The 17,755-nt window shown below is 73.1% G+C and carries 16 protein-coding genes; 6 read left to right on the forward strand and 10 right to left on the reverse strand.

The features are described from left to right. Positions 1-18: 18 nt before the first annotated feature. The 4 genes from ACIP8W_RS08965 to ACIP8W_RS08980 form a co-directional block, all read right to left on the reverse strand. Positions 19-930: a hypothetical protein gene (locus tag ACIP8W_RS08965; RefSeq protein WP_401949576.1), complete on the reverse strand. Its 912-nt coding sequence runs from the start codon at positions 928-930 to the stop codon at positions 19-21. A 54-nt stretch (positions 931-984) separates the two neighbouring features. Continuing rightward, the gene (locus tag ACIP8W_RS08970) at positions 985-2,529 is read right to left on the reverse strand and encodes a hypothetical protein (RefSeq protein WP_401949579.1); all 1,545 of its coding nucleotides are present in this window, start codon (positions 2,527-2,529) and stop codon (positions 985-987) included. Between the two features lie 161 nt (positions 2,530-2,690). Then, positions 2,691-4,109: a HEAT repeat domain-containing protein gene (locus ACIP8W_RS08975; RefSeq protein ID WP_401949581.1), complete on the reverse strand. Its 1,419-nt coding sequence runs from the start codon at positions 4,107-4,109 to the stop codon at positions 2,691-2,693. 372 nt (positions 4,110-4,481) lie between these two features. Beyond that, positions 4,482-4,874: an ankyrin repeat domain-containing protein gene (locus tag ACIP8W_RS08980; protein WP_401949583.1), complete on the reverse strand. Its 393-nt coding sequence runs from the start codon at positions 4,872-4,874 to the stop codon at positions 4,482-4,484. 215 nt (positions 4,875-5,089) lie between these two features. On the opposite strand from ACIP8W_RS08980, the gene ACIP8W_RS08985 reads away from it, so the two are divergent. Next, positions 5,090-5,284, forward strand: a complete 195-nt coding sequence (locus ACIP8W_RS08985) for a hypothetical protein (protein ID WP_114658195.1) — start codon at positions 5,090-5,092, stop codon at positions 5,282-5,284. Positions 5,285-5,322: 38 nt separating this feature from the next. Beyond that, positions 5,323-6,912, forward strand: a complete 1,590-nt coding sequence (locus ACIP8W_RS08990) for a hypothetical protein (RefSeq protein ID WP_402202488.1) — start codon at positions 5,323-5,325, stop codon at positions 6,910-6,912. Between the two features lie 15 nt (positions 6,913-6,927). On the opposite strand, the gene ACIP8W_RS08995 is transcribed toward ACIP8W_RS08990, so the two are convergent. Next, complete coding sequence (locus tag ACIP8W_RS08995; RefSeq protein WP_401949589.1) at positions 6,928-8,427, reverse strand: PLP-dependent aminotransferase family protein; 1,500 nt, start codon at positions 8,425-8,427, stop codon at positions 6,928-6,930. Positions 8,428-8,527: 100 nt separating this feature from the next. On the opposite strand from ACIP8W_RS08995, the gene ACIP8W_RS09000 reads away from it, so the two are divergent. The 3 genes from ACIP8W_RS09000 (at position 8,528) to ACIP8W_RS09010 (ending at position 11,331) form a co-directional block, all read left to right on the forward strand. Continuing rightward, the gene (locus ACIP8W_RS09000) at positions 8,528-9,196 is read left to right on the forward strand and encodes a YitT family protein (protein WP_402150891.1); all 669 of its coding nucleotides are present in this window, start codon (positions 8,528-8,530) and stop codon (positions 9,194-9,196) included. 160 nt (positions 9,197-9,356) lie between these two features. Further along, positions 9,357-10,703 carry an MFS transporter gene (locus tag ACIP8W_RS09005; RefSeq protein WP_401949594.1) on the forward strand — a complete coding sequence of 449 codons (1,347 nt, stop codon included), beginning with the start codon at positions 9,357-9,359 and terminating at the stop codon, positions 10,701-10,703. A 253-nt stretch (positions 10,704-10,956) separates the two neighbouring features. Beyond that, a complete protein-coding gene (locus tag ACIP8W_RS09010; protein WP_114627560.1) occupies positions 10,957-11,331 on the forward strand; it encodes an RNA polymerase-binding protein RbpA in 375 nt (124 codons plus the stop codon). Between the two features lie 211 nt (positions 11,332-11,542). Here ACIP8W_RS09010 and fxsA read toward each other — a convergent pair whose 3' ends face one another. The 4 genes from fxsA to ACIP8W_RS09030 form a co-directional block, all read right to left on the reverse strand. Continuing rightward, positions 11,543-12,139, reverse strand: coding sequence for an FxsA family membrane protein (gene fxsA, locus ACIP8W_RS09015; RefSeq protein WP_402202491.1), 597 nt, complete (start codon positions 12,137-12,139; stop codon positions 11,543-11,545). 75 nt (positions 12,140-12,214) lie between these two features. Beyond that, entirely contained in the window at positions 12,215-13,018 is an 804-nt protein-coding gene (locus ACIP8W_RS09020) for a polyprenol monophosphomannose synthase (RefSeq protein WP_402202493.1), read from the reverse strand. A 622-nt stretch (positions 13,019-13,640) separates the two neighbouring features. Then, on the reverse strand, positions 13,641-15,293 hold the full coding sequence (locus tag ACIP8W_RS09025; RefSeq protein WP_402154012.1) for an amidohydrolase: 1,653 nt from the start codon (positions 15,291-15,293) through the stop codon (positions 13,641-13,643). Between the two features lie 48 nt (positions 15,294-15,341). Then, on the reverse strand, positions 15,342-15,782 hold the full coding sequence (locus ACIP8W_RS09030) for an Lrp/AsnC family transcriptional regulator (protein ID WP_401949607.1): 441 nt from the start codon (positions 15,780-15,782) through the stop codon (positions 15,342-15,344). A 204-nt stretch (positions 15,783-15,986) separates the two neighbouring features. Between ACIP8W_RS09030 and ACIP8W_RS09035 the strand changes: the two genes are divergently transcribed. After that, positions 15,987-16,424 carry a hypothetical protein gene (locus ACIP8W_RS09035; protein ID WP_401949610.1) on the forward strand — a complete coding sequence of 146 codons (438 nt, stop codon included), beginning with the start codon at positions 15,987-15,989 and terminating at the stop codon, positions 16,422-16,424. A 94-nt stretch (positions 16,425-16,518) separates the two neighbouring features. On the opposite strand, the gene ACIP8W_RS09040 is transcribed toward ACIP8W_RS09035, so the two are convergent. Beyond that, a complete protein-coding gene (locus tag ACIP8W_RS09040; RefSeq protein WP_402202610.1) occupies positions 16,519-17,694 on the reverse strand; it encodes an acyl-CoA dehydrogenase family protein in 1,176 nt (391 codons plus the stop codon). Between the last annotated feature and the right edge of the window lie 61 nt (positions 17,695-17,755).

A 17,755-nucleotide genomic window follows, 5' to 3' on the forward strand; every position in this document is an offset into this window, starting at 1 on the left:
GAGTCCCGCGCCGCGAGGTCATGCGTGGAACGGGAGCCCCGCGTCGGAGACCAGGTCCAGGTCGTCCCCGTCCGGTGGCGGCAGCAGCGTCGCGGAGCCGTCCGTGACCGGGACGACGCCCAGCTCCAGCAGCTCCGCCATGGCTGCGTGGCCCGCCATGTCCCGGACCTGGAGCTGGTAGCGCGCGGTGGTGCGGTACGCGCCGCCCGCGTCGTCGCCGGTCCGCTGGAGGAAGCCGGAGTCGGTGAGGAACGCGACCGCCTTGCCGATGATCCCGGTCGTGGATCCGGCGAGCCTGCGCGCGTCCTTCGTGGCACCGGTCGCGCTGCGCCGGGCGTAGGTCCGCCACGCGGCCTCCAGGCCCGGCGCGTCGGTCGACGGGTCGGTGTTCTCGCCCTGTTCCTCGGCGCGCTCCTCCAGCCTGCGGCAGGCCTGCCGTACGAACGTGTCGACCCCGTTGACCGTGATCCGGCCGATGTAGCCGTCGTCGGCGAGGTCCTCGGGACGGGGGAACGCCAGCGCGGCGACGGCCAGATGGGCGAGACCGTGCAGGAAGCGGTCGGCGGAGTCGGGGGAGGCGCGGCGCGCGTAGTCGCCCATCCGGACCGCGAAGACGGAGTCGTCGCCCGCGGTCACGGCCATGCCCGCACGCGGGGAGACCTCCAGGACGATCAGGCCGAAGCCGGTGGCGACGGCGTCGGCCACGCGCGCGAAGGCCGGATTCTCCCGGTAGCGCCGCAGCAGTTCGGTGTACTCGCTGTCGCGCGCGGGCAGCAGCTTGGGCTGGAGCCCGAAGGAGACGAGCCTCGCGGCGTCGGCGGCGTCGGCGGGGGTGACGCCACCGCCGGACGGCTGCGCGGCGGGCTCGGCCGCCTCCGCGACGGCGCTCTCGCTCCACGCGGCGGTGTGCTCGGCGTGGTGGTCACTCACGGGGGCGGCTCCTTGTGCGGGTTCTCGGTGCGGTGTCGCGGGTACGGGGTGGTCTCATGCCGCTTCCGTGCGGTCCGCCGCCATACCCGCCGAGTCCAGGCGCGCCATGCCCACGATGAGGTCGGCGCCGCCGAATTCGGGATCGTCCAGCGGGGTGCCGTCGTCGACCGCGAAGACGAGGCGCTCCTCGCCCTGGCGGTACGCGGTGCCCACCGGGGGGCTGGCCGCGTGGATGGCCAGCAGGGCGACCAGATAGGGCAGTTCGGGGTCGCGGAGACGGGCCTCGGCCAGCAGGCCGGAGAGGCGGCGCGGCGCGTCGTACTCCAGGTCGAGGAGTTCCTTCGCGCTCGCCAGCTGCTCCTCGCTGAAGCGGCTGTCGTCGGGGGTGGCGATGAGGTCGGGCTCCGGCATCTCCGCGCCCAGGTTCTCCCGCTCGACCGGCGGGGTCAGCAGCAGGTCGACGAGGTCGCCGACCCGGACGGAGACGGGGGTACGCAGTCCGGTGCCCCGGGCGAAGAAGGCGTCCGTGACCCGGGTGGCCCGCTCGACGGGGAGCGGCAGGAGGGGGGCGACCAGCTGCCCGTACAGATCGAGTCCCGAGTTGCCGGTGGGGCGGGCGAATGCCTGCCGGTCCTGCTCCGCGCGGAACAGCGGGCCCGCCTCCAGCAGCCGGGACTGGAGCTGGGTGTGGCGGCGGATGCAGTCCTTGACGATGTCGACCAGCTCGGCCGCGCGCCGCTTGTGCTCGGCGGTCCTCGGGTCGGAGCCGGTCTCCGCCTCGTCGCGCGCCTTGCGGATGTTCGTCAGGATCGCGTTCTCGTGGCGGTACCGGTCGGCGACGTGGTCGAGGGCCTCGTCGATCATGTCGGGGACGGTGTTGAGCCAGTCGACCGCCCTGACGTCGCGGCGGGTCGCCTCCAGGGTCCTGCGCAGCGTCTCCGCGTACTGCACGGTCCGGTATCTGGCCTGCTCGGCGGCGAGTTGGGCGTCGGCGAGCCGGCCCCGGCTGATCAGGACCTCCAGCTTGACCTCGGCGGCGATCTGCGCGCTGGTGACATCCGTGTCGAGGGCGCCGACCAGGACGTTCACCGCTTCGTCGGTGGTACGGAGGAACACCTCGCCGCCGTGGCCCGGGACTTCCTCGATGAGCTTGAAGTCGTAGTCCCTGCGGGTGTAGACGCCGTCCGTGCCGAAGGTGCCGTAGACCGCGCGGAAGCCCCGGTCGACGCTGCCGACGTTGATCAGGTTCTCCAGGACCCAGCGGGCTACGCGTTCGTGTTCGGCGGCCGGGCGGGCGGGGGCCTGGGCGGCGACACGGGGAAGGAGTCTGGTCACTATCTGCTCGTGGTCGGCCCCGGTGTCGAAGTCCATGTTGAGCGTGACCAGATCGATCGCGGAGAGCGCGACCTCGGCCATCGCGTACACCGAGTACTCCCCCGCGAGATTGGCCTTGCGGGTGTCCAGGTCGTGCAGCGGCGCGGTGCAGGCGAGCGCGCGCAGCCGACGCGCGAGCCCTTCGTCGGCGGCCGGGCCCTGAGCGGGCCGCGGCCCCGCGCTGAGCTGGGGCGGAGCGAAGTCCGTCGAGGCAGGCGAAGTCACGGTGCACAGCGTAGGTCCTCGCACCGACAACGGTCGAAACGATGCCGAAGCGGCCGTGGCCGAATCCCGGTGCGCGGCCCGCCCGATCCCCCTTCGCCGCCCTCGGGGAACTCACTCACGAGGGCGGCGAACCGGATGACGTACCTACGCGGGACGGAGCGTCAGAGGGCGGCGGCGTCCGGGCCCATCCGGCTGCGTACGGCGGTCTGGACCTCGGCCTCCTCGGCCGGGTCGGAGGCGAGGCGCCTGAGCCGTTCCGCCACGCGCGCGTCGGCGGTCTCGGCGTGCAGCGCGGCCACCTCCCGGGTGGTCTCCTCGCAGTCCCAGAGGCATTCGACGGCGAAGCCGGTGGCGTACGAGGGGTCGGTGGCGGCGAGCGCGCGGGCCGCTCGGCCGCGCAGTTGGGAGGAGGCGGTCTCGCGGTAGACATAGCGCAGTACGGGCGCGGCGCAGACGATCCCGAGGCGGCCCGCGCCGTCGACGAGGGTCCACAGCCGCAGGGCGTCGGGCCCCTCGGCGCGTACGGTCTCGCGGAGCGCGCCGAGCACCAGCGGGGCGTCCTGCGCGGACCCCCGGGTGGCGAGCACGCCCGCGGCGGACGCCCCCAGCAGGTCGGGCCGGTGCACCCAGCCACGGGCCCGGTCGACGGCCTCCTCGCCGGTCATCCGCTCGAAGGCGGAGACGGCGGCGTCGGCGACGGTACGGTCCGGGCCGACGGCCGCGGCCTCGATCAGGTCGAGTACGGCCGGGTCGTGGAGTTCGGCGAGGTAGTGGAGCGCCGCGCAGCGGGCCCCCTCGGAGCCGCTCCGGGCGGCTCCGACGATCATCGGGCGGTCGCCGGGGCCCGCGACGGCGGTCAGACAGCGGGCGGCGGGGACATGCAGGACCGCTCCGCGCTCCAGGGCCTGCTGCGCCCAGTCGAAGACCGCCTGGACGCTCCAGCCGGGGCGTGGGCCGCTCGGCCGCATCTGGCGCTGCCATCGGTCGAAGGAGCCCTGCTCGCCGGCGGCCCTGATGCGCGCGCCGACGGTGGCGCGCGGGTCCTGCGCCCAGAGCCGCCAGGGCCGGGGCTCGAAGGCGTCCCGTACGGCGGTCGCCAGCTCGGCGTCGCCCTCGGGTCCGGCCGGGAACCGGGCGAGGACCGGGGCGGCGAGCGAGCGCAGCCCGGTGTCGTCGTCGCGCAGCGCCAGCTCGTCCAGCGCCCACGCCCAGTTGGCACCGGTGGCGGCGTAGCGCCTGAGCAGGTCCAGGGCGTCGCGCCGGCCGTAGGCGGCGAGGTGGCCGAGCACGGCGAGCGCGAGCCCGGTCCGTGACTCCTCGGTGTCGAAGTGGTCCTCGGTACCGAAGAGGTGCGCCTCGATGGCGTCGAGCCCGCCGTGGATGTCGAGATAGAGCCGGGCGTAGTACAGCGAGCGGTTCTCGACCTGCCAGTCGTGGCGGGGGTCGTTCAGTACGCAGTGGTCGAGGGCGGCGAGCGCCTCCGCGCGGGGCGCGGCGAGCGCGTGCAGCGTGCCGTCGCCGCGGCCTCTCTGCAGCAGCCCGAGCAGCGTGCCGCTCGGCGCTATGACTGGATCGAACATGGGGAAAGCCTCACATCAAGCTGTCGACGCGACCGGGGGTGTGGTGCCGAAGCCTCTCTCGGGGGCGGGACGGGCCGCCCCGCGCCTCGATCGGCGGCGCCACCCCGGAAGAGCAATGCCTGCCGGGAGGGCCCGAGGGCGTGTTGCGGAAGTCCCTCCCCGAGCCTCCGGCCGGGGGGCGCCCCCGGGCTCACGACGCCCGGCACGCCCTAGACCGCGCGGCAACATGATCGGCCGACCGTCGTCTTCCGCTTAACGCAGACCATCTTCCCTGCCTCTCGTCGGTGGCCCCTCGTGGGCCCCGTCGTCATGATGACCCAGCCATTTCGCCACCGCGACCACATTTCGCCCGGCCGCCCCACGGCATCCGTCTCACTGGGTCCCGAACAGCTCCAGAAGATGCCTCTTCCCAAACATGCGCGCGGTATCCACCGCGGAAGGATTTCCTCCGGTTGGATCCGCGCCACCGGCCAGCAGCGCCCTGATGACGTCGTCCTCGCCCTTGAAGACCGCGCCCGCGAGCGGGGTCTGGCCGCGGTCGTTGGCGCGGGCCGCGTCGGCGCCACGGGCGATGAGTGCCTGCACCGCCGCGGTGTGGCCGTGATAGGCGGCGAGCATGAGGAGCGAGTCGCCCCTGTCGTTGGTGAGGTCGGCGGAGACGCCCGCGTCGACATACGCGGCCAGCGCCTCGGCCTCGCCACGCCTGGCCAGGCCGAAGACCCTCGTGGCCAGTTCGACCACCTCGGGGTCCGGGGTTTCGCTCATCGGGGGCCGCCTTTCACGTCGTTGACCTGGCGAAAGCGTACTGCCCGCATGCCGAGGGGCCAGTCCGCCGAGTCCGCCACCCGGGCAGCGAACGAGCATGGACCAGTGCAGTGAAATAGCAGATATTTCACTCATTTGCACCTTTTGTCGCATGGATACTTCCCGTGATCCTGGAAGAACTCATGGTGACTGTCCCCACAACCAGGAGAAATCTCATGATTCTGTCCATGTCAGGCGTCGTGCTGCTCGGAATCATCGTCTTCCTCTTCTTCCGGAAGGACGGGCTCAAGGCATCCCACGCGATGGTGTGCGCCCTCTTCGGCTTCTACCTCGCGGGCACCGCCATCGCCCCGAGCATCACGGCCGGCGGCGCCAGCCTCGCCGGCCTGCTGGGCGGGATCAAGTTCTGATATCCGCCCCTCCCCACCGCACCCCCCAGGAGACAGACGTGGCCCGGCGACCACTCCCCCGCATCCTCACCAGCGGCAGCGACCGGATCGCGCGCGGCCGCGAGCTGGCCCGCACGGCCGCCGACAGCACCACCGACGTTCTCCAGCCGCTGATCACGGTCGGCCGTGGTCTGCGGCTGCTGGCCGCGGCGGGACGCCGGAAGTGGGCCGCGACGCCCAAGGAGCGGCGCGGTCCCGCGCTGTTCCTCGTCGCGGCCTGCGTCCTGGCCATCGGGATCGTCCCGTACGGGCCACCGCTGGCCCTGGTCTCGGTGATGGCCGCGGCCGCCTGGCGGGGACGCGCCCGTACGCCCGTGCGGACCGGGCCCGACGAGACCGAGGCCGCGCGGCTGAAGGCCCTCTACGAGGCGCTCGTCCCGTACTTCGCCGTACCGGACGACCCGAGTCCGCTCTTCGTCCACGGCGGCGCGTGGGACACGGCGTTCGACTCCTACGCGTTCGACGCGAACGGGCGGCCGACCCGGCTCCGGGTGAGCTACCCGCCGTACTTCCCCGACGGCGATCCGGAGGCGCGCGCCCGGATCGAGCGGCTGCTGCACGCCAAGTCGGGGCGTGGCCGTGAGTACCTCTTCGACTGGGACGAGGAGGCCAACCGGCTCGTCATGACCGTGCTGACCCCGCTCCCCACCACCATCGCCGCCCAGCGCTTCGTCACCGGCCCCGGCGAGAGTGTGCTCGGCTTCACCGACGACGGTGCCGTACGGCGTACCGTGCCGGTCGTCGCGGACGACGGTCCCCGGGACGCCTCCCCGGTGCTCTGGCGGACCGGACCGCGCTCCGCCGAGCCGCATCTGCTGATCGCGGGCCGGCCCGGCAGCGGCGCCACCGGCCTGCTGCGCTCGCTCGCCCTCCAGGCACTCCCGTACGGCGATGTGCTGATCGTCGAGGGCGCCGGCAACGGCGAGTTCGCCTGTCTGACCGGGCGGGCGGGCGTCCTGGCCGTGGAGTGCGGGCTGTCCGGCGCGCTCGCCGGCCTCGAATGGGCCGCGCGCGAGACGGAGCGGCGGCTGATCGCGGCCGACCAGGCGCTCCAGTCCGGCCATCCCGCGCCGGGGGACACCAGAAGGCCGCTGTGGATCCTGCTGGACCGGCCGAGCGCCCTCGGCCATCTCGCGGCGGCCGACGGGCGGCCCGATCCGCAGGCGCTGCTCGCGATGCCCCTGCGGCACGGCAGGGCCGCCCAGGTGACCGTGGTCGTCGCCGAGCAGCTGGACAGCCTGGACGCGCTGGACGGGGACGTCCTCGCGCACACCCGCGCCCGGATCGTCCTCGGCCCCGCCGCCCCCGCGCAGGTGGCGGCCGTGCTCGGGGCGCCGCCGCACACCACGCCCACGCCGGACGTCCCGCCAGGACGGGGGTACGCGCGCCTGGGTACCGGTCCGGTGCTCAGGATCCAGGTCCCGGCGACGCCCGATCCGTACGACGACGCGACGAGCGAGGCGCACCGGCGCGCGGTGCTGGACCTGCTGCCGCCCCGGCAGCGGGTCACGCTCGACAAGCCGCCCGGCCGGACGCCCGGCAAGGAGCCCGTGGAGCACGCCCCGGTCGCCGTGTCCACCGAGGGCTGACCGCTTCCGTCCCCCTCAGGCGACGAAGGTGCGGGGCGTGTCCGTGCCCGTACTCGCCCCGCTCTCCACCAGTCGCGCGGCGGCCGCCAGCCGGGCCGCCGCCTCGGCGGCGAGCGGCCCGCCGACGGTGAACGGCAGCCGTACGTACCCCTCGAACGCGCCGTCCACCCCGAAGCGCGGCCCCGACGGCACCCGTACGCCGACCCGCTCGCCCACCTCGGCCAGCCGCGAGCCGGAGAGCCCGCCGGTCCGCACCCACAGGGTCAGCCCGCCGCCCGGCACGTCGAACTCCCAGCCGGGCAGCTCCGCGCGTACCGCCGCCACCAGCGCGTCCCGGTTCTCCCGCGCCTGGGTCCTGCGCAGCGCGACGGCCTCCTCCCAGCCGCCGGTGCGCATCAGCCAGTTGACCGCGAGCTGTTCGAGGACCGGGGTGCCGAGGTCGGCGTACGCCCGTGCCGAGACCAGCGCGCGGATCACCTCGGGGGCCGCGCGGACCCAGCCGATCCGCATCCCGGCCCAGAACGCCTTGCTGGCGGAGCCGACCGTGAGCACCGTGCTGCCCGCCGGGTCGAAGGCACAGACCCGGCGCGGCATCTCGATGTCCGCGTCCAGGCACAGCTCGGACATGGTCTCGTCGACCACCAGGACCGTGCCCGCCGACCGTGCCGCGTCGACCAGCTCGCGCCGCTGGTCCTCGTCGGCCAGCGCGCCGGTCGGGTTGTGGAAGTCGGCGACGACATAGGCGAGCCGGGGCGCGGAGTCCCGCAGCACCTGGCGCCAGCGCCCCAGGTCCCAGCCGGTCAGCCCCTCGGCCATGGCGACCGGCACCAGCCGGGCGCCCGCCTCGCGCATCAGCTGGAGGATATTGGCGTAGCTGGGCGACTCCACCGCGACCCGCTCGCCCCGGCCCGCGAAGAGATGGCAGATGGCGTCCATGGCGCCCATCGCCCCGGTGGTGACCATGATCTGTTCCGGCATGGTCGGGATGCCGCACTCGGTGTACCGGTCGGCGAGCATCCGGCGCAGCGCGGGCAGTCCCGCCGGGTAGTCGCCGTGGGTGTGCGCGTACGGCGCCAGCTCCTCCAGCGCTCCCTGGACGCCCCGGGTGAGCCAGGGTTCCGGGGCGGGCAGGGAGGCGGTGCCGAGGTCGATCATCGAGCCGAGCGACTCGGGCGGCAGCGGTTCGAGTCCGCGCGAGGGCAGCGGATTGCCCGCCGGTACGGTCGTCCAGCTGCCCGCGCCCCTGCGGGACTCCAGGAACCCCTCCACGCGCAGCGCCTCGTAGGCGGCGGCCACGGTCGTACGGCTCACGGCCAGGGAGAGCGCCAGCTCGCGCTCGGCGGGGAGCCGGGCGGCGACGGGGACGCGGCCTTCGAGGACGAGGAGCCGGATGCCGTCGGCGAGGGCCCGGTAGGCGGGCGGGCGCCGGGTGCCGGGGCCCGCGGGCCGGTTCTGCTGGGCGTTGAGCTGCCGGGCGAGCTGTGCCGCGCCGACGGCCGAGGTCCACTGCGCCATGGAAATCAGTCCACCTTCCCCGAATTGGCCATGGTTGGTACGAAGCGGCCAGCCACAGAGTGACATCTGCCAGTCCACCATCGCATCAGGGGGCTCCCTCATGTCCATCACCTCCGGTTTCCGGGGTCCGCGTCTCACCCGCCGGCTCGCGCAGCTGTACATCGGGCTCTCGCTGTACGGGGCCAGCTCGGCGCTGCTGGTCCGCGGCGGCCTGGGGCTGGAGCCATGGGGGGTGCTGCACCAGGGGCTGGCGGAGCTGACCGGGCTGACCATGGGCGTCGTCTCGATCATCGTGGGCGCGGCCGTGCTGCTGCTCTGGATACCGATCCGGCAGCGCCCGGGGCTCGGCACGGTCTCCAATGTCTTCGTGATCGGGATCACGATGGACGCCACCCTGGCGCTGGTCCCGGACGGTGGCTCACTGGCCGTCCGGATCCCGCTGCTGATCGCCGGGATCGTCGTGAACGGGGCGGCCACCGGCCTCTACATCGCGGCCCGCTTCGGTCCGGGACCGCGCGACGGGCTGATGACCGGGCTGCACCGGCTGACCGGCCGGTCGGTGCGGCTGGTCCGTACGGCCATCGAGATCGCCGTCGTCGCCACCGGCTTCGCGCTCGGCGGCTCGGTGGGGATCGGCACGGTCGCGTACGCCCTGGCCATCGGCCCGCTCGCACAGCTCTTCCTCCGCGTCTTCGCCGTCCCGGGGACGGACGGGGGACCCGCGGTCGCCACCAGCGGGACACCGGAGCAGGCCATACTGCGGCCGTGACCCCTGTACACCGTCCCGGCCCGCCGCGACCGCCCTCCCCGCCCGGCGCGGATGGCATCATGCACGGACCGGCTGGATGCGCCGACCGCCGCGTTGACCGCTGGGGGAGCCCGGCGCCGGCCGGGCACGGCGCCGGTACGGGGACGACGGGAGGGCGCGGGTGACCGCCGACACGGTGGAGCGGGATCCGGACGCGACCGCCCGGAGACGCGAGCAGCACGGCTGGTACTTCTACGACTTCGCGTGCTCCGTCTATTCGACGAGCGTGCTCACGGTCTTCCTCGGCCCGTATCTGACCTCGGTGGCGAAGGCCGCGGCCGACGCCGACGGCTTCGTCCATCCGCTGGGCGTCCCGGTGCGGGCGGGCTCTGTCTTCGCGTACACGGTCTCGCTGTCGATCGTGGCGGCGGTGCTGGTGATGCCGCTGGTGGGCGCGGTGGCCGACCGTACGGGACGCAAGAAGCCGCTGCTGGCGGCCTCGGCGTATCTGGGGGCCACCGCCACGGCGGGCATGTTCTTCCTGGACGGCGACCGCTATCTGCTGGGCGCGTTGCTGCTGATCGTGGCGAACGCCTCGCTGGCCGTCTCGATGGTGCTCTACAACGCGTATCTGCCGCAGATAGCCGGGCCCGACGAACGCGACGCGGTCTCCTCCCGGGGCTGGGCCTTCGGCTACACCTCCGGCGCGCTGGTGCTGCTGCTCGACCTGGCGCTCTACACCGGCCACGCGTCGTTCGGGGTCTCGGAGTCCGAGGCGGTACGGATCTGCCTGGCGACGGCCGGCCTCTGGTGGGGCGCCTTCACCCTCGTACCGCTGCGCAGACTGCGCGACCGGCGGGTGGAGCGGACGGGCGAGGGGGCCGTGGGCACCGGCTGGCGCCAGCTGATGGCCACGCTGCGGGACATGCGCCGCCATCCGCTGACGCTGTCCTTCCTGCTCGCGTATCTGATCTACAACGACGGCATCCAGACCGTGATCTCCCAGGCGTCCGTCTACGGCTCCGAGGAGCTGGGCCTGGACCAGACGACGCTGATCACCGCCGTGCTGCTGGTGCAGATCCTGGCCGTCGTGGGCGCGCTCGGGATGGGCCGACTGGCTCGCTCCCACGGGGCCAAGCGGACCATTCTGGGCTCGCTGGCCGTCTGGACGCTGATCCTCGCCGCGGGCTATTTCCTGCCGTCGGGCGCACCGGTGGCGTTCTATCTGATGGCCTCGGCGATCGGCCTGGTCCTGGGCGGCAGCCAGGCGCTGTCCCGCTCGCTCTTCTCCCATCTGGTGCCCGCGGGCAAGGAGGCGGAGTACTTCTCCGCGTACGAGATGAGCGACCGGGGCCTGAGCTGGCTGGGGCCGCTGGCGTTCGGGCTGGCCTATCAGCTCACCGGCAGCTACCGGGACGCGATCCTCTCCCTGGTGGTCTTCTTCGCGCTAGGGTTCGGCCTGCTGGCGCGCGTACCGGTGAGGCGGGCGATCGAGGCCGCGGGAAATCCCGTACCCGAGAGTATTTAGACGCCGAACACAAAGGGCGGTAGTGTACGCGTTTGGCCTGCCAGGCGGACCGTTACTGCGTAGTTGAGGAACGGAATCGCCGGGTGACATCTCCCGTTAGATGTGACAAACCGGGCGCCGGTGGGTACAACAAGGGGCGGCACGACGGGCGACGCAGACCCGAACGGGAATCTTTACCGCCGACCGGACGTTGACCGGATGACGACGACAGCGACACCTGTCCTGTGGGCGACAAGCCCGGGAGGCACGATTCATGAGTGAGCGAGCTCTCCGCGGCACGCGACTTGTGGTTACCAGCTACGAGACGGACCGCGGCATCGATCTGGCCCCGCGCCAGGCGGTGGAGTACGCATGCCAGAACGGCCATCGATTTGAGATGCCGTTCTCGGTAGAGGCGGAAATTCCGCCGGAGTGGGAGTGCAAGGCGTGTGGCGCCCTGGCACTCCTGGTGGACGGGGATGGCCCCGAAGAGAAGAAGGGCAAGCCTGCGCGTACGCACTGGGACATGCTCATGGAGCGGCGCACACGCGAGGAGCTGGAGGAGGTGCTGGCCGAACGGCTGGCCGTCCTTCGATCCGGCGCCATGAACATCGCTGTGCATCCGCGGGACAGCCGGAAGTCCGCCTGACCGCGTAACCACCGCACGAGACAAACGAATAGCAGGACAGCCGCGGGCCGCGGCGCACTTCGGATGCGCCGCGGCCCGCGGCTTGTCGTGCGTGTCCGCCGCAGCGTCGAGCCCCCGCCGGACAGCTCCCGCCGGAGGGTGTGAACCCGTCCGGCGTGAACAGCGTCGAGCCCCCGCCGGACGGATCCGGCGGGGGCTCGACGTGCTCGACTCATGGCGTCAGCGGGGGCCTGGGGTCACCGGGGCGTCCGGGGCCGTCCTGCTCGTCCTGCTCGTCCTGCTTGATGACCTCGCCCTGGACGACCTTGCCGTCCGGGGCGCGCATCCGGGCCTGCTGGAACGCCTCCCCGAAGCTGCCGGGAACGGACGCCGCCGCCCGCACGCGCCGCTCCAGGGAGCGTTCCGCGTACCGGCCGAGCATCGTCCGTACGAAGGGGACGAGCAGCAGCAGGCCCAGCAGATCGGTGAGCAGTCCGGGGACCATGATCAGCAGGCCGCCCAGCATGAGGAACCCGTTGCCGGTGCTGCCCGTGCCCCCGCCGACCTCCGGCGGGGCCGTGGGGTGCTGCCGGCGCTGGAGGGTCTCGGTGAGGTTGCGGAAGGCCCGGCGACCGGCGCTCTTGATGACGACGGCGCCCAGCACGACCGAGCCCACGATGAGCAGCAGGAGCACCAGCCCGCCCGCGGTGTCGGCCACCACGGTCAGCAGCCAGATCTCCAGCACCAGCCAGGCGGCTATGGACAGGGGGATCAGGGTGCGGGCACGGGAACGCTGGGGAACGGGCCGGGGCGATTGCGCGGTCGACATGCCTCCAGTGTGCCCGGTCGCGCGCCGGTACGGCATAAACGTGCGAGCCGGTGGGCGGTACCCGGGGTACGGAGGTCAGGCGCGGGCCGAGCCCGTGGGCTTCCTGGACGGGGTGATGGCCTTCCGGCCGAGGAGCCGGTTGGCGCGGGAGGCGACGCCCCAGGCGGTGACGCGCCAGAGCGCCTCGACGAAGATGTCCTTGCTCATCTTGGAGTCGCCCAGCTCCCGCTCGACGAAGGTGATGGGCACCTCGACCACATGGCAGCCCGCCTCGACGGCGCGTCTGGCCAGATCGACCTGGAAGCAGTACCCCTGGGAGGCGACGGCGTCGAGGCCGAGCTCCTCCAGGGTCTCCGTACGGAAGGCGCGGTAGCCGCCGGTGACATCGCGCATCGGGACGCCCAGCAGGACACGGGAGTAGGTGCTGCCACCGCGCGAGATCAGCCGGCGGGTCCTGGGCCAGTTGACGACCCGGCCGCCCGGCACCCAGCGCGAGCCGAGGACGAGGTCGGCGCCCTTGAGCGCGGTCAGCAGCCGTGGCAGCTCCTCCGGCTGGTGGGAGCCGTCGGCGTCCATCTCGACGAGGACACCGTAGGCACGCTCGATGCCCCAGCGGAAACCCGCGAGATAGGCGGCGCCGAGCCCTTCCTTGCCCTTCCGGTGCAGGACCCTGACCTGGCTGTCCGCGGCGGCCAGCTCGTCGGCGATCCGTCCGGTGCCGTCGGGGCTGTTGTCGTCGGCGATGAGGATGTCGGCCGACGGTACGGCGGCGCGCACCCGGGAGACGATCGACGTGATGTTCTCGGCCTCGTTGAAGGTCGGGATGATCACCAAGGCTGTACCGAGCGGGCCGTACCGCCTCTGGCCACCGTCGTCCACTGCTGCCCCTATATGAATCGCCTGAATCCGCCGTACGCGCAGGTCCCAGCTTAGCGAGCACGCCGGGGGCGCCGACCACCCCGGCGACGGGATCCCGGAGGGTACGGGCGGGGATGTCCGGAGATGGCGGGCGGATCCACCGATCCCGCCGCGGGACACGTACCCCTGGGCCCCGCCCCCCTCGGGCCGCCGGCGGTCCCTCCCCGCTGAACCCTTCCTGCGGATCGGGACCCGGCGTCCTTCGGGCCGGCCCGGGACCCCGCTGGCTGCGGGTCGGCCGAAAGCCGTTGTCTACTGAACGCCGGGGCCCCGTCCGGGTCGCACCTGCCGGCCGGCTGAAGCCTTCCCTCGCCCCCGAGACGCGCGTGCTGGACCTGGCTCCCAGTGGCGGTGCGCCGGTGCGGCACACCGCCCATGGCCCAGCGGCGTTCGACGACTGCGTGGAGACTGACCGGACGGACGTCCTGCGGTGGACCCGGCCGAACCTACCCGCCGGTGGCAGCCACCTGTCAATAGCCGTTTGACCTGCGCAGTTGACCCGAACCAGCAGGTCAGCGGGGGAGATCCGCAGGTCGAGGAGGAGACCGGGAAGCATCGGTCGGCCGTACGAAATGTCGCTATGTCACTCGTTCGGTCGCACAAAGACCGTTCGCCCGCCGACCACGGTCCGCAGGCACTCGGGCAGCGGGCGGCCCGGGGTGAGATCGGGCAGTCCCGGGGTCCCGGAGCGGGGGTCGGTGGACCAGCGGGCCACCCGGTCGTCGGGGGCCTGGACCACCAGTTCCTCCGTACGCCAGACCGCGTAGTCGGCCGGGGCGCCCGGCACCAGCGTGCCCGCGTCGTCGCGCCCCACGGCCCGCCAGCCGCCCCGGGTGTGCGCGGTGAACGCGGCCCGCGCCGAGATCCGGTGCGCGGGCGTGCGATGGAAGGCGGCGGCCCGGACCGTGCCCCAGGGGTCCAGCGGGGTGACCGGGCTGTCGGAGCCGAAGGCCAGCGGGACCCCGGCGCGCAGCAGCGCGGCGTACGGGTTCAGCGTGGCGGCGCGGGAGGCGCCGAGCCGGCGCGCGTACATCCCGCTCCCTCCGCCCCAGACCGCGTCGAAGGCGGGCTGTACGGAGGCGGTGAGCCCCAGTTCCGCGAAGGCGGCGACGGTGGCGGGAGCGATCATCTCGGCGTGCTCCACCCGGTGCCGGGCGGCCCGGATCCGGGCGAGGCCGAGCCGCTCGGCGGCTTCCCGTACCCCTGCGGCGACCGCGTCGACGGCGGCGTCCCCGATGGCGTGGAAGCCGGCCTGGAGCCCCGCCTCGGTGCAGGCGGCGACATGGGCGGCGATCTCGGGGACGGTGAGATGGAGGGTGCCGGTGTGGTCGGCGTCGGCGTACGGAGCGCACAGGGCGGCCGTGTGGGAGCCGAGGGAGCCGTCGACGAAGAGATCGCCCGCGGCTCCGTGCGCGCCCAGCGCGCGGATCCGCTCCGCGCCCTTCGCGTCGCCGATCCGCTCGGCCCAGTAGCCGATGATCCGCGGTCCCGGCTCCTCCCCCGCGAGGCGCAGCAGCGCGGTGAAGTCCTCCTCGTCGGAGATCTCGGGCCCGGCGCACTCGTGGAGCGTGCCGATGCCGAGCTCCGCGGCCCGGCGCCGCGCCGCCCGCTGGGCCTCGGTGCGCTGGCGCGCGCCGACGGCGCCGTGGGCGGCCTCGCGTACGGCGTGATGGGCGTCGCCGGTCAGCGGGGCGTCCGCGTGATAACCGGTCAGCGAGGTGACCTGGGGGACCAGGTCGAGCAAGGCGGTGGTGACCACGGCCGAGTGCACGTCGACCCGGGGCAGATAGAGTGCCCGCCCGCCCGCCGCCGCGTCCAGTTCGGCGCGGGTCGGGGGACGCCGCTCGGGCCAGTTGTCGCTGTCCCAGCCGTGGCCGAGCAGGATCCGGTCGGCGGGGTGGGCGGCGCGGTGTCCCCGTACCCGCTCCAGCGCCTCGTCCAGCGTCCGGGCGCCGGAGAGGTCGAGGCCGGTGAGCGCGAGGCCCGTCGAGGTGGTGTGCACATGCGCGTCGGTGAACGCGGGGGTGACGAGCGCGCCTTCGAGATCGACGACCTCGTCCACCCCGGAGACGAAGGAGTCGGCCGCGCCCTCCGAACCGACCCAGGCGATATGGCCCCGCTCGACGACCATCGCCGTGGCGAAGGGGTCGGCGGGGCTGTGGACTTCGCCGCCGCGCAGCAGCACGGTGCGGTGTTCCTCGTCCGGGAGGGCTCGGGGGCCGGTGCGTTCGGTCATGGTGCCCAGTGTCGCGGGTGGGAACGGGCGGGGCGGGGCCAGGGGCCGTCAGAGGGAGGGCGGGCGGGATTCGTACGGGGTGGAGAGGACGACCGTCGTCCGGGTGGAGACGCCCGCCAGGGAGCGGATACGGGTGAGGAGGTGCTCCAGCTCCAGGGGGGTGGCGACCCTGACCTTGAGGATGTAGTTCTCGTCGCCCGCCACGCTGTGGCATGCCTCGATCTCGGTGATCCCGGCGAGGCGTTCCGCGATGTCGTCCGGCGCGCTCGGGTCGAACGGTTTCGCCGAGATGAACGCGGTCAGCGGCAGCCCGACCGCCTCCGGGTCGACGACGGCGGCATAGCCGCGGATGACTCCACGCTGCTCCAGTCTGCGGACCCGCTGATGCACCGCCGAGGTGGACAGGCCGGTGGCCTTGCCCAGGTCGGTGTAGCTCATCCGGCCGTCCTTGACGAGCAACTCCACGATCTGACGATCCAGCTCCTCCATACGGATCAACCTATTGCCCCGGGTCGCCTCCGGCACAGTCGGCGGGCGCGCGCGGGGGCACTCCCACCCGGCATGTGACGAAGACCACAGCCCCTCGGGCCGGTCCGTCGAGACCTTACGGTTACCTGGCTCGCGCGACGGGAATTGCTTGCTGTGGTCGAGACCACAAGTGCCTGGTCGGCCCATCCGAGGGGGAATGTCTCCATGCAGAGCCTGAAGCACGCCGGACGTACCGGACCGGGGTCCGCCGACGCCGCGGAGCCCGTCGATTACGCGGACGCCGGTGAACTCATCGGCGCCGACGACGAGTTCGACTCCTACGACACCTTCGAGATGTACCGGGTCGTCTGCCCCGACTGTGTCCAGCCCATCGCGCTGCTGGCGGACGAGGACACCCTGCCGGAGCACGCGCTGTGCCCCACTCCCTGGAACCCGTTCGTACTCGCGGTGTGCTCGGGTACGGGCCGCCCGGCGGCGGACGCCCGGCCGGCCGGGGAGTCGGCCGAGGTCCAGGAGCGGGACACGGTGCTGCTGCTGACGCTCCCCCAGGGGCTGGACTGGCGGACGCAGCCGTTCTCGCATGTCGGCGGTCCCGGCTCGCGCCCGTTCAAGGTACCCGCCGCGCGGCGGCACGCCGCCTGAGAGGCGGTGGCGCCCGGCGGCGGCCGTGATCCGGGGCCCGAGCGGGTCGGGGATCCGGGCCGCGCACCGGGGCTCTCCCGGTGTCCCGCCGGGCTCAGCGTGTCTCCGGGCCCACCAGATGCCGTGCGATGACCATGCGCTGGATCTGGTTGGTGCCCTCCACGATCTGGAGCACCTTCGCCTCGCGCATATAGCGCTCGGCCGGGAAGTCCGCGGTGTAGCCGTAGCCGCCGAGGACCTGTACGGCGTCGGTGGTCACCTGCATCACCATGTCCGTGCAGAACAGCTTGGCCATGGCGGCCTGGCGGGAGAACGGCAGCTCCGCGTCGCGCAGCCGTGCCGCGGCGAGATAGAGGGCGCGTCCGGCCTCTATCCGGGTGGCCATGTCGGCGAGCAGGAAGCGCAGCCCCTGGAAGTCCGCGACGGGCTTGCCGAACTGCCGCCGTTCGGTGGCGTATCCGACGGCCACGTCGAGGGCCGCCTGGGCGACTCCGACGGCGCAGGCGGCGATGCCGAGGCGGCCCGAGTCGAGCGCGGACAGCGCGATCGGGAAGCCCTGGCCCTCCTCGCCGAGGCGGCGGCTGTCGGCCACCCGTACGCCGTCGAAGTGGAGTTGGGCGGTGGGCGAGCCCTTCATACCCATCTTCTTCTCGGGGGCGGCGGCGCTCAGGCCGGGGGCGTCGCCCGGTACGAGGAAGGCGGTGATGCCCCGCGGGCCCTCGGCTCCGGTGCGCGCCAGCACCGTGTAGAAGTCGGCGATCCCGCCGTGGGTGATCCACGCCTTGGTACCGGTGATGACCCAGTCGTCGCCGTCCCGGACCGCGCGGGTGCTGAGCGAGGCGGCGTCCGAGCCCGAGCCGGGTTCGGAGAGGCAGTACGCGCCGAGCAGACCACCGCCGAGCATGGCGGGGAGGTGCTCGGCCCGCTGGGTGTCGCTGCCGTAGCCCGCGAGGGCGTGGCAGGCCAGGGAGTGGACGCTCACGCCGAGGCCCACGGTGAGCCGGGCGGCGGCGAGTTCTTCGAGGACCTGGAGATAGACCTCGTACGGCTGGTCCCCGCCGCCGTGGGCGGAGTCGTACGGGAGGCCGAGCAGCCCCGACTCCGAGAGGAGCGCGAAGAGTTGGCGCGGGAACTGTCCCGCTTCCTCCTCCTCGGCGGCGCGGGGCGCGATCTCCCGCGCGGCGATGTCGCGTACGAGGTCGAGGAGGTCCTTGGACTCCTCGGTGGGCAGCCGGCGTTCCACCGGTTGCGGGGCGCGGTCGTCGGGCATGGCGGCGCTCTCCTCCCTGTCGGGCACTGCGGCGGTCACACGGGCAAAGGTGTGGGCGTGC

It is taken from the genome of Streptomyces sp. NPDC088554, assembly GCF_044752945.1.
Classification (GTDB): domain Bacteria; phylum Actinomycetota; class Actinomycetes; order Streptomycetales; family Streptomycetaceae; genus Streptomyces.

Coding starts and splice junctions, on each gene's coding strand:
- ACIP8W_RS08980 (WP_401949583.1), bottom strand. CDS start 4,874: ATGAGCGAAACCCCGGACCCCGAGGTGGTCGAACTGGCCACGAGGGTC.
- ACIP8W_RS09025 (WP_402154012.1), bottom strand. CDS start 15,293: ATGACCGAACGCACCGGCCCCCGAGCCCTCCCGGACGAGGAACACCGC.
- ACIP8W_RS08985 (WP_114658195.1), top strand. CDS start 5,090: ATGATTCTGTCCATGTCAGGCGTCGTGCTGCTCGGAATCATCGTCTTC.
- ACIP8W_RS09035 (WP_401949610.1), top strand. CDS start 15,987: ATGCAGAGCCTGAAGCACGCCGGACGTACCGGACCGGGGTCCGCCGAC.
- fxsA (WP_402202491.1), bottom strand. CDS start 12,139: ATGTCGACCGCGCAATCGCCCCGGCCCGTTCCCCAGCGTTCCCGTGCC.
- ACIP8W_RS09000 (WP_402150891.1), top strand. CDS start 8,528: ATGTCCATCACCTCCGGTTTCCGGGGTCCGCGTCTCACCCGCCGGCTC.
- ACIP8W_RS09010 (WP_114627560.1), top strand. CDS start 10,957: ATGAGTGAGCGAGCTCTCCGCGGCACGCGACTTGTGGTTACCAGCTAC.
- ACIP8W_RS09040 (WP_402202610.1), bottom strand. CDS start 17,694: ATGCCCGACGACCGCGCCCCGCAACCGGTGGAACGCCGGCTGCCCACC.
- ACIP8W_RS08975 (WP_401949581.1), bottom strand. CDS start 4,109: ATGTTCGATCCAGTCATAGCGCCGAGCGGCACGCTGCTCGGGCTGCTG.
- ACIP8W_RS09030 (WP_401949607.1), bottom strand. CDS start 15,782: ATGGAGGAGCTGGATCGTCAGATCGTGGAGTTGCTCGTCAAGGACGGC.
- ACIP8W_RS08995 (WP_401949589.1), bottom strand. CDS start 8,427: ATGGCGCAGTGGACCTCGGCCGTCGGCGCGGCACAGCTCGCCCGGCAG.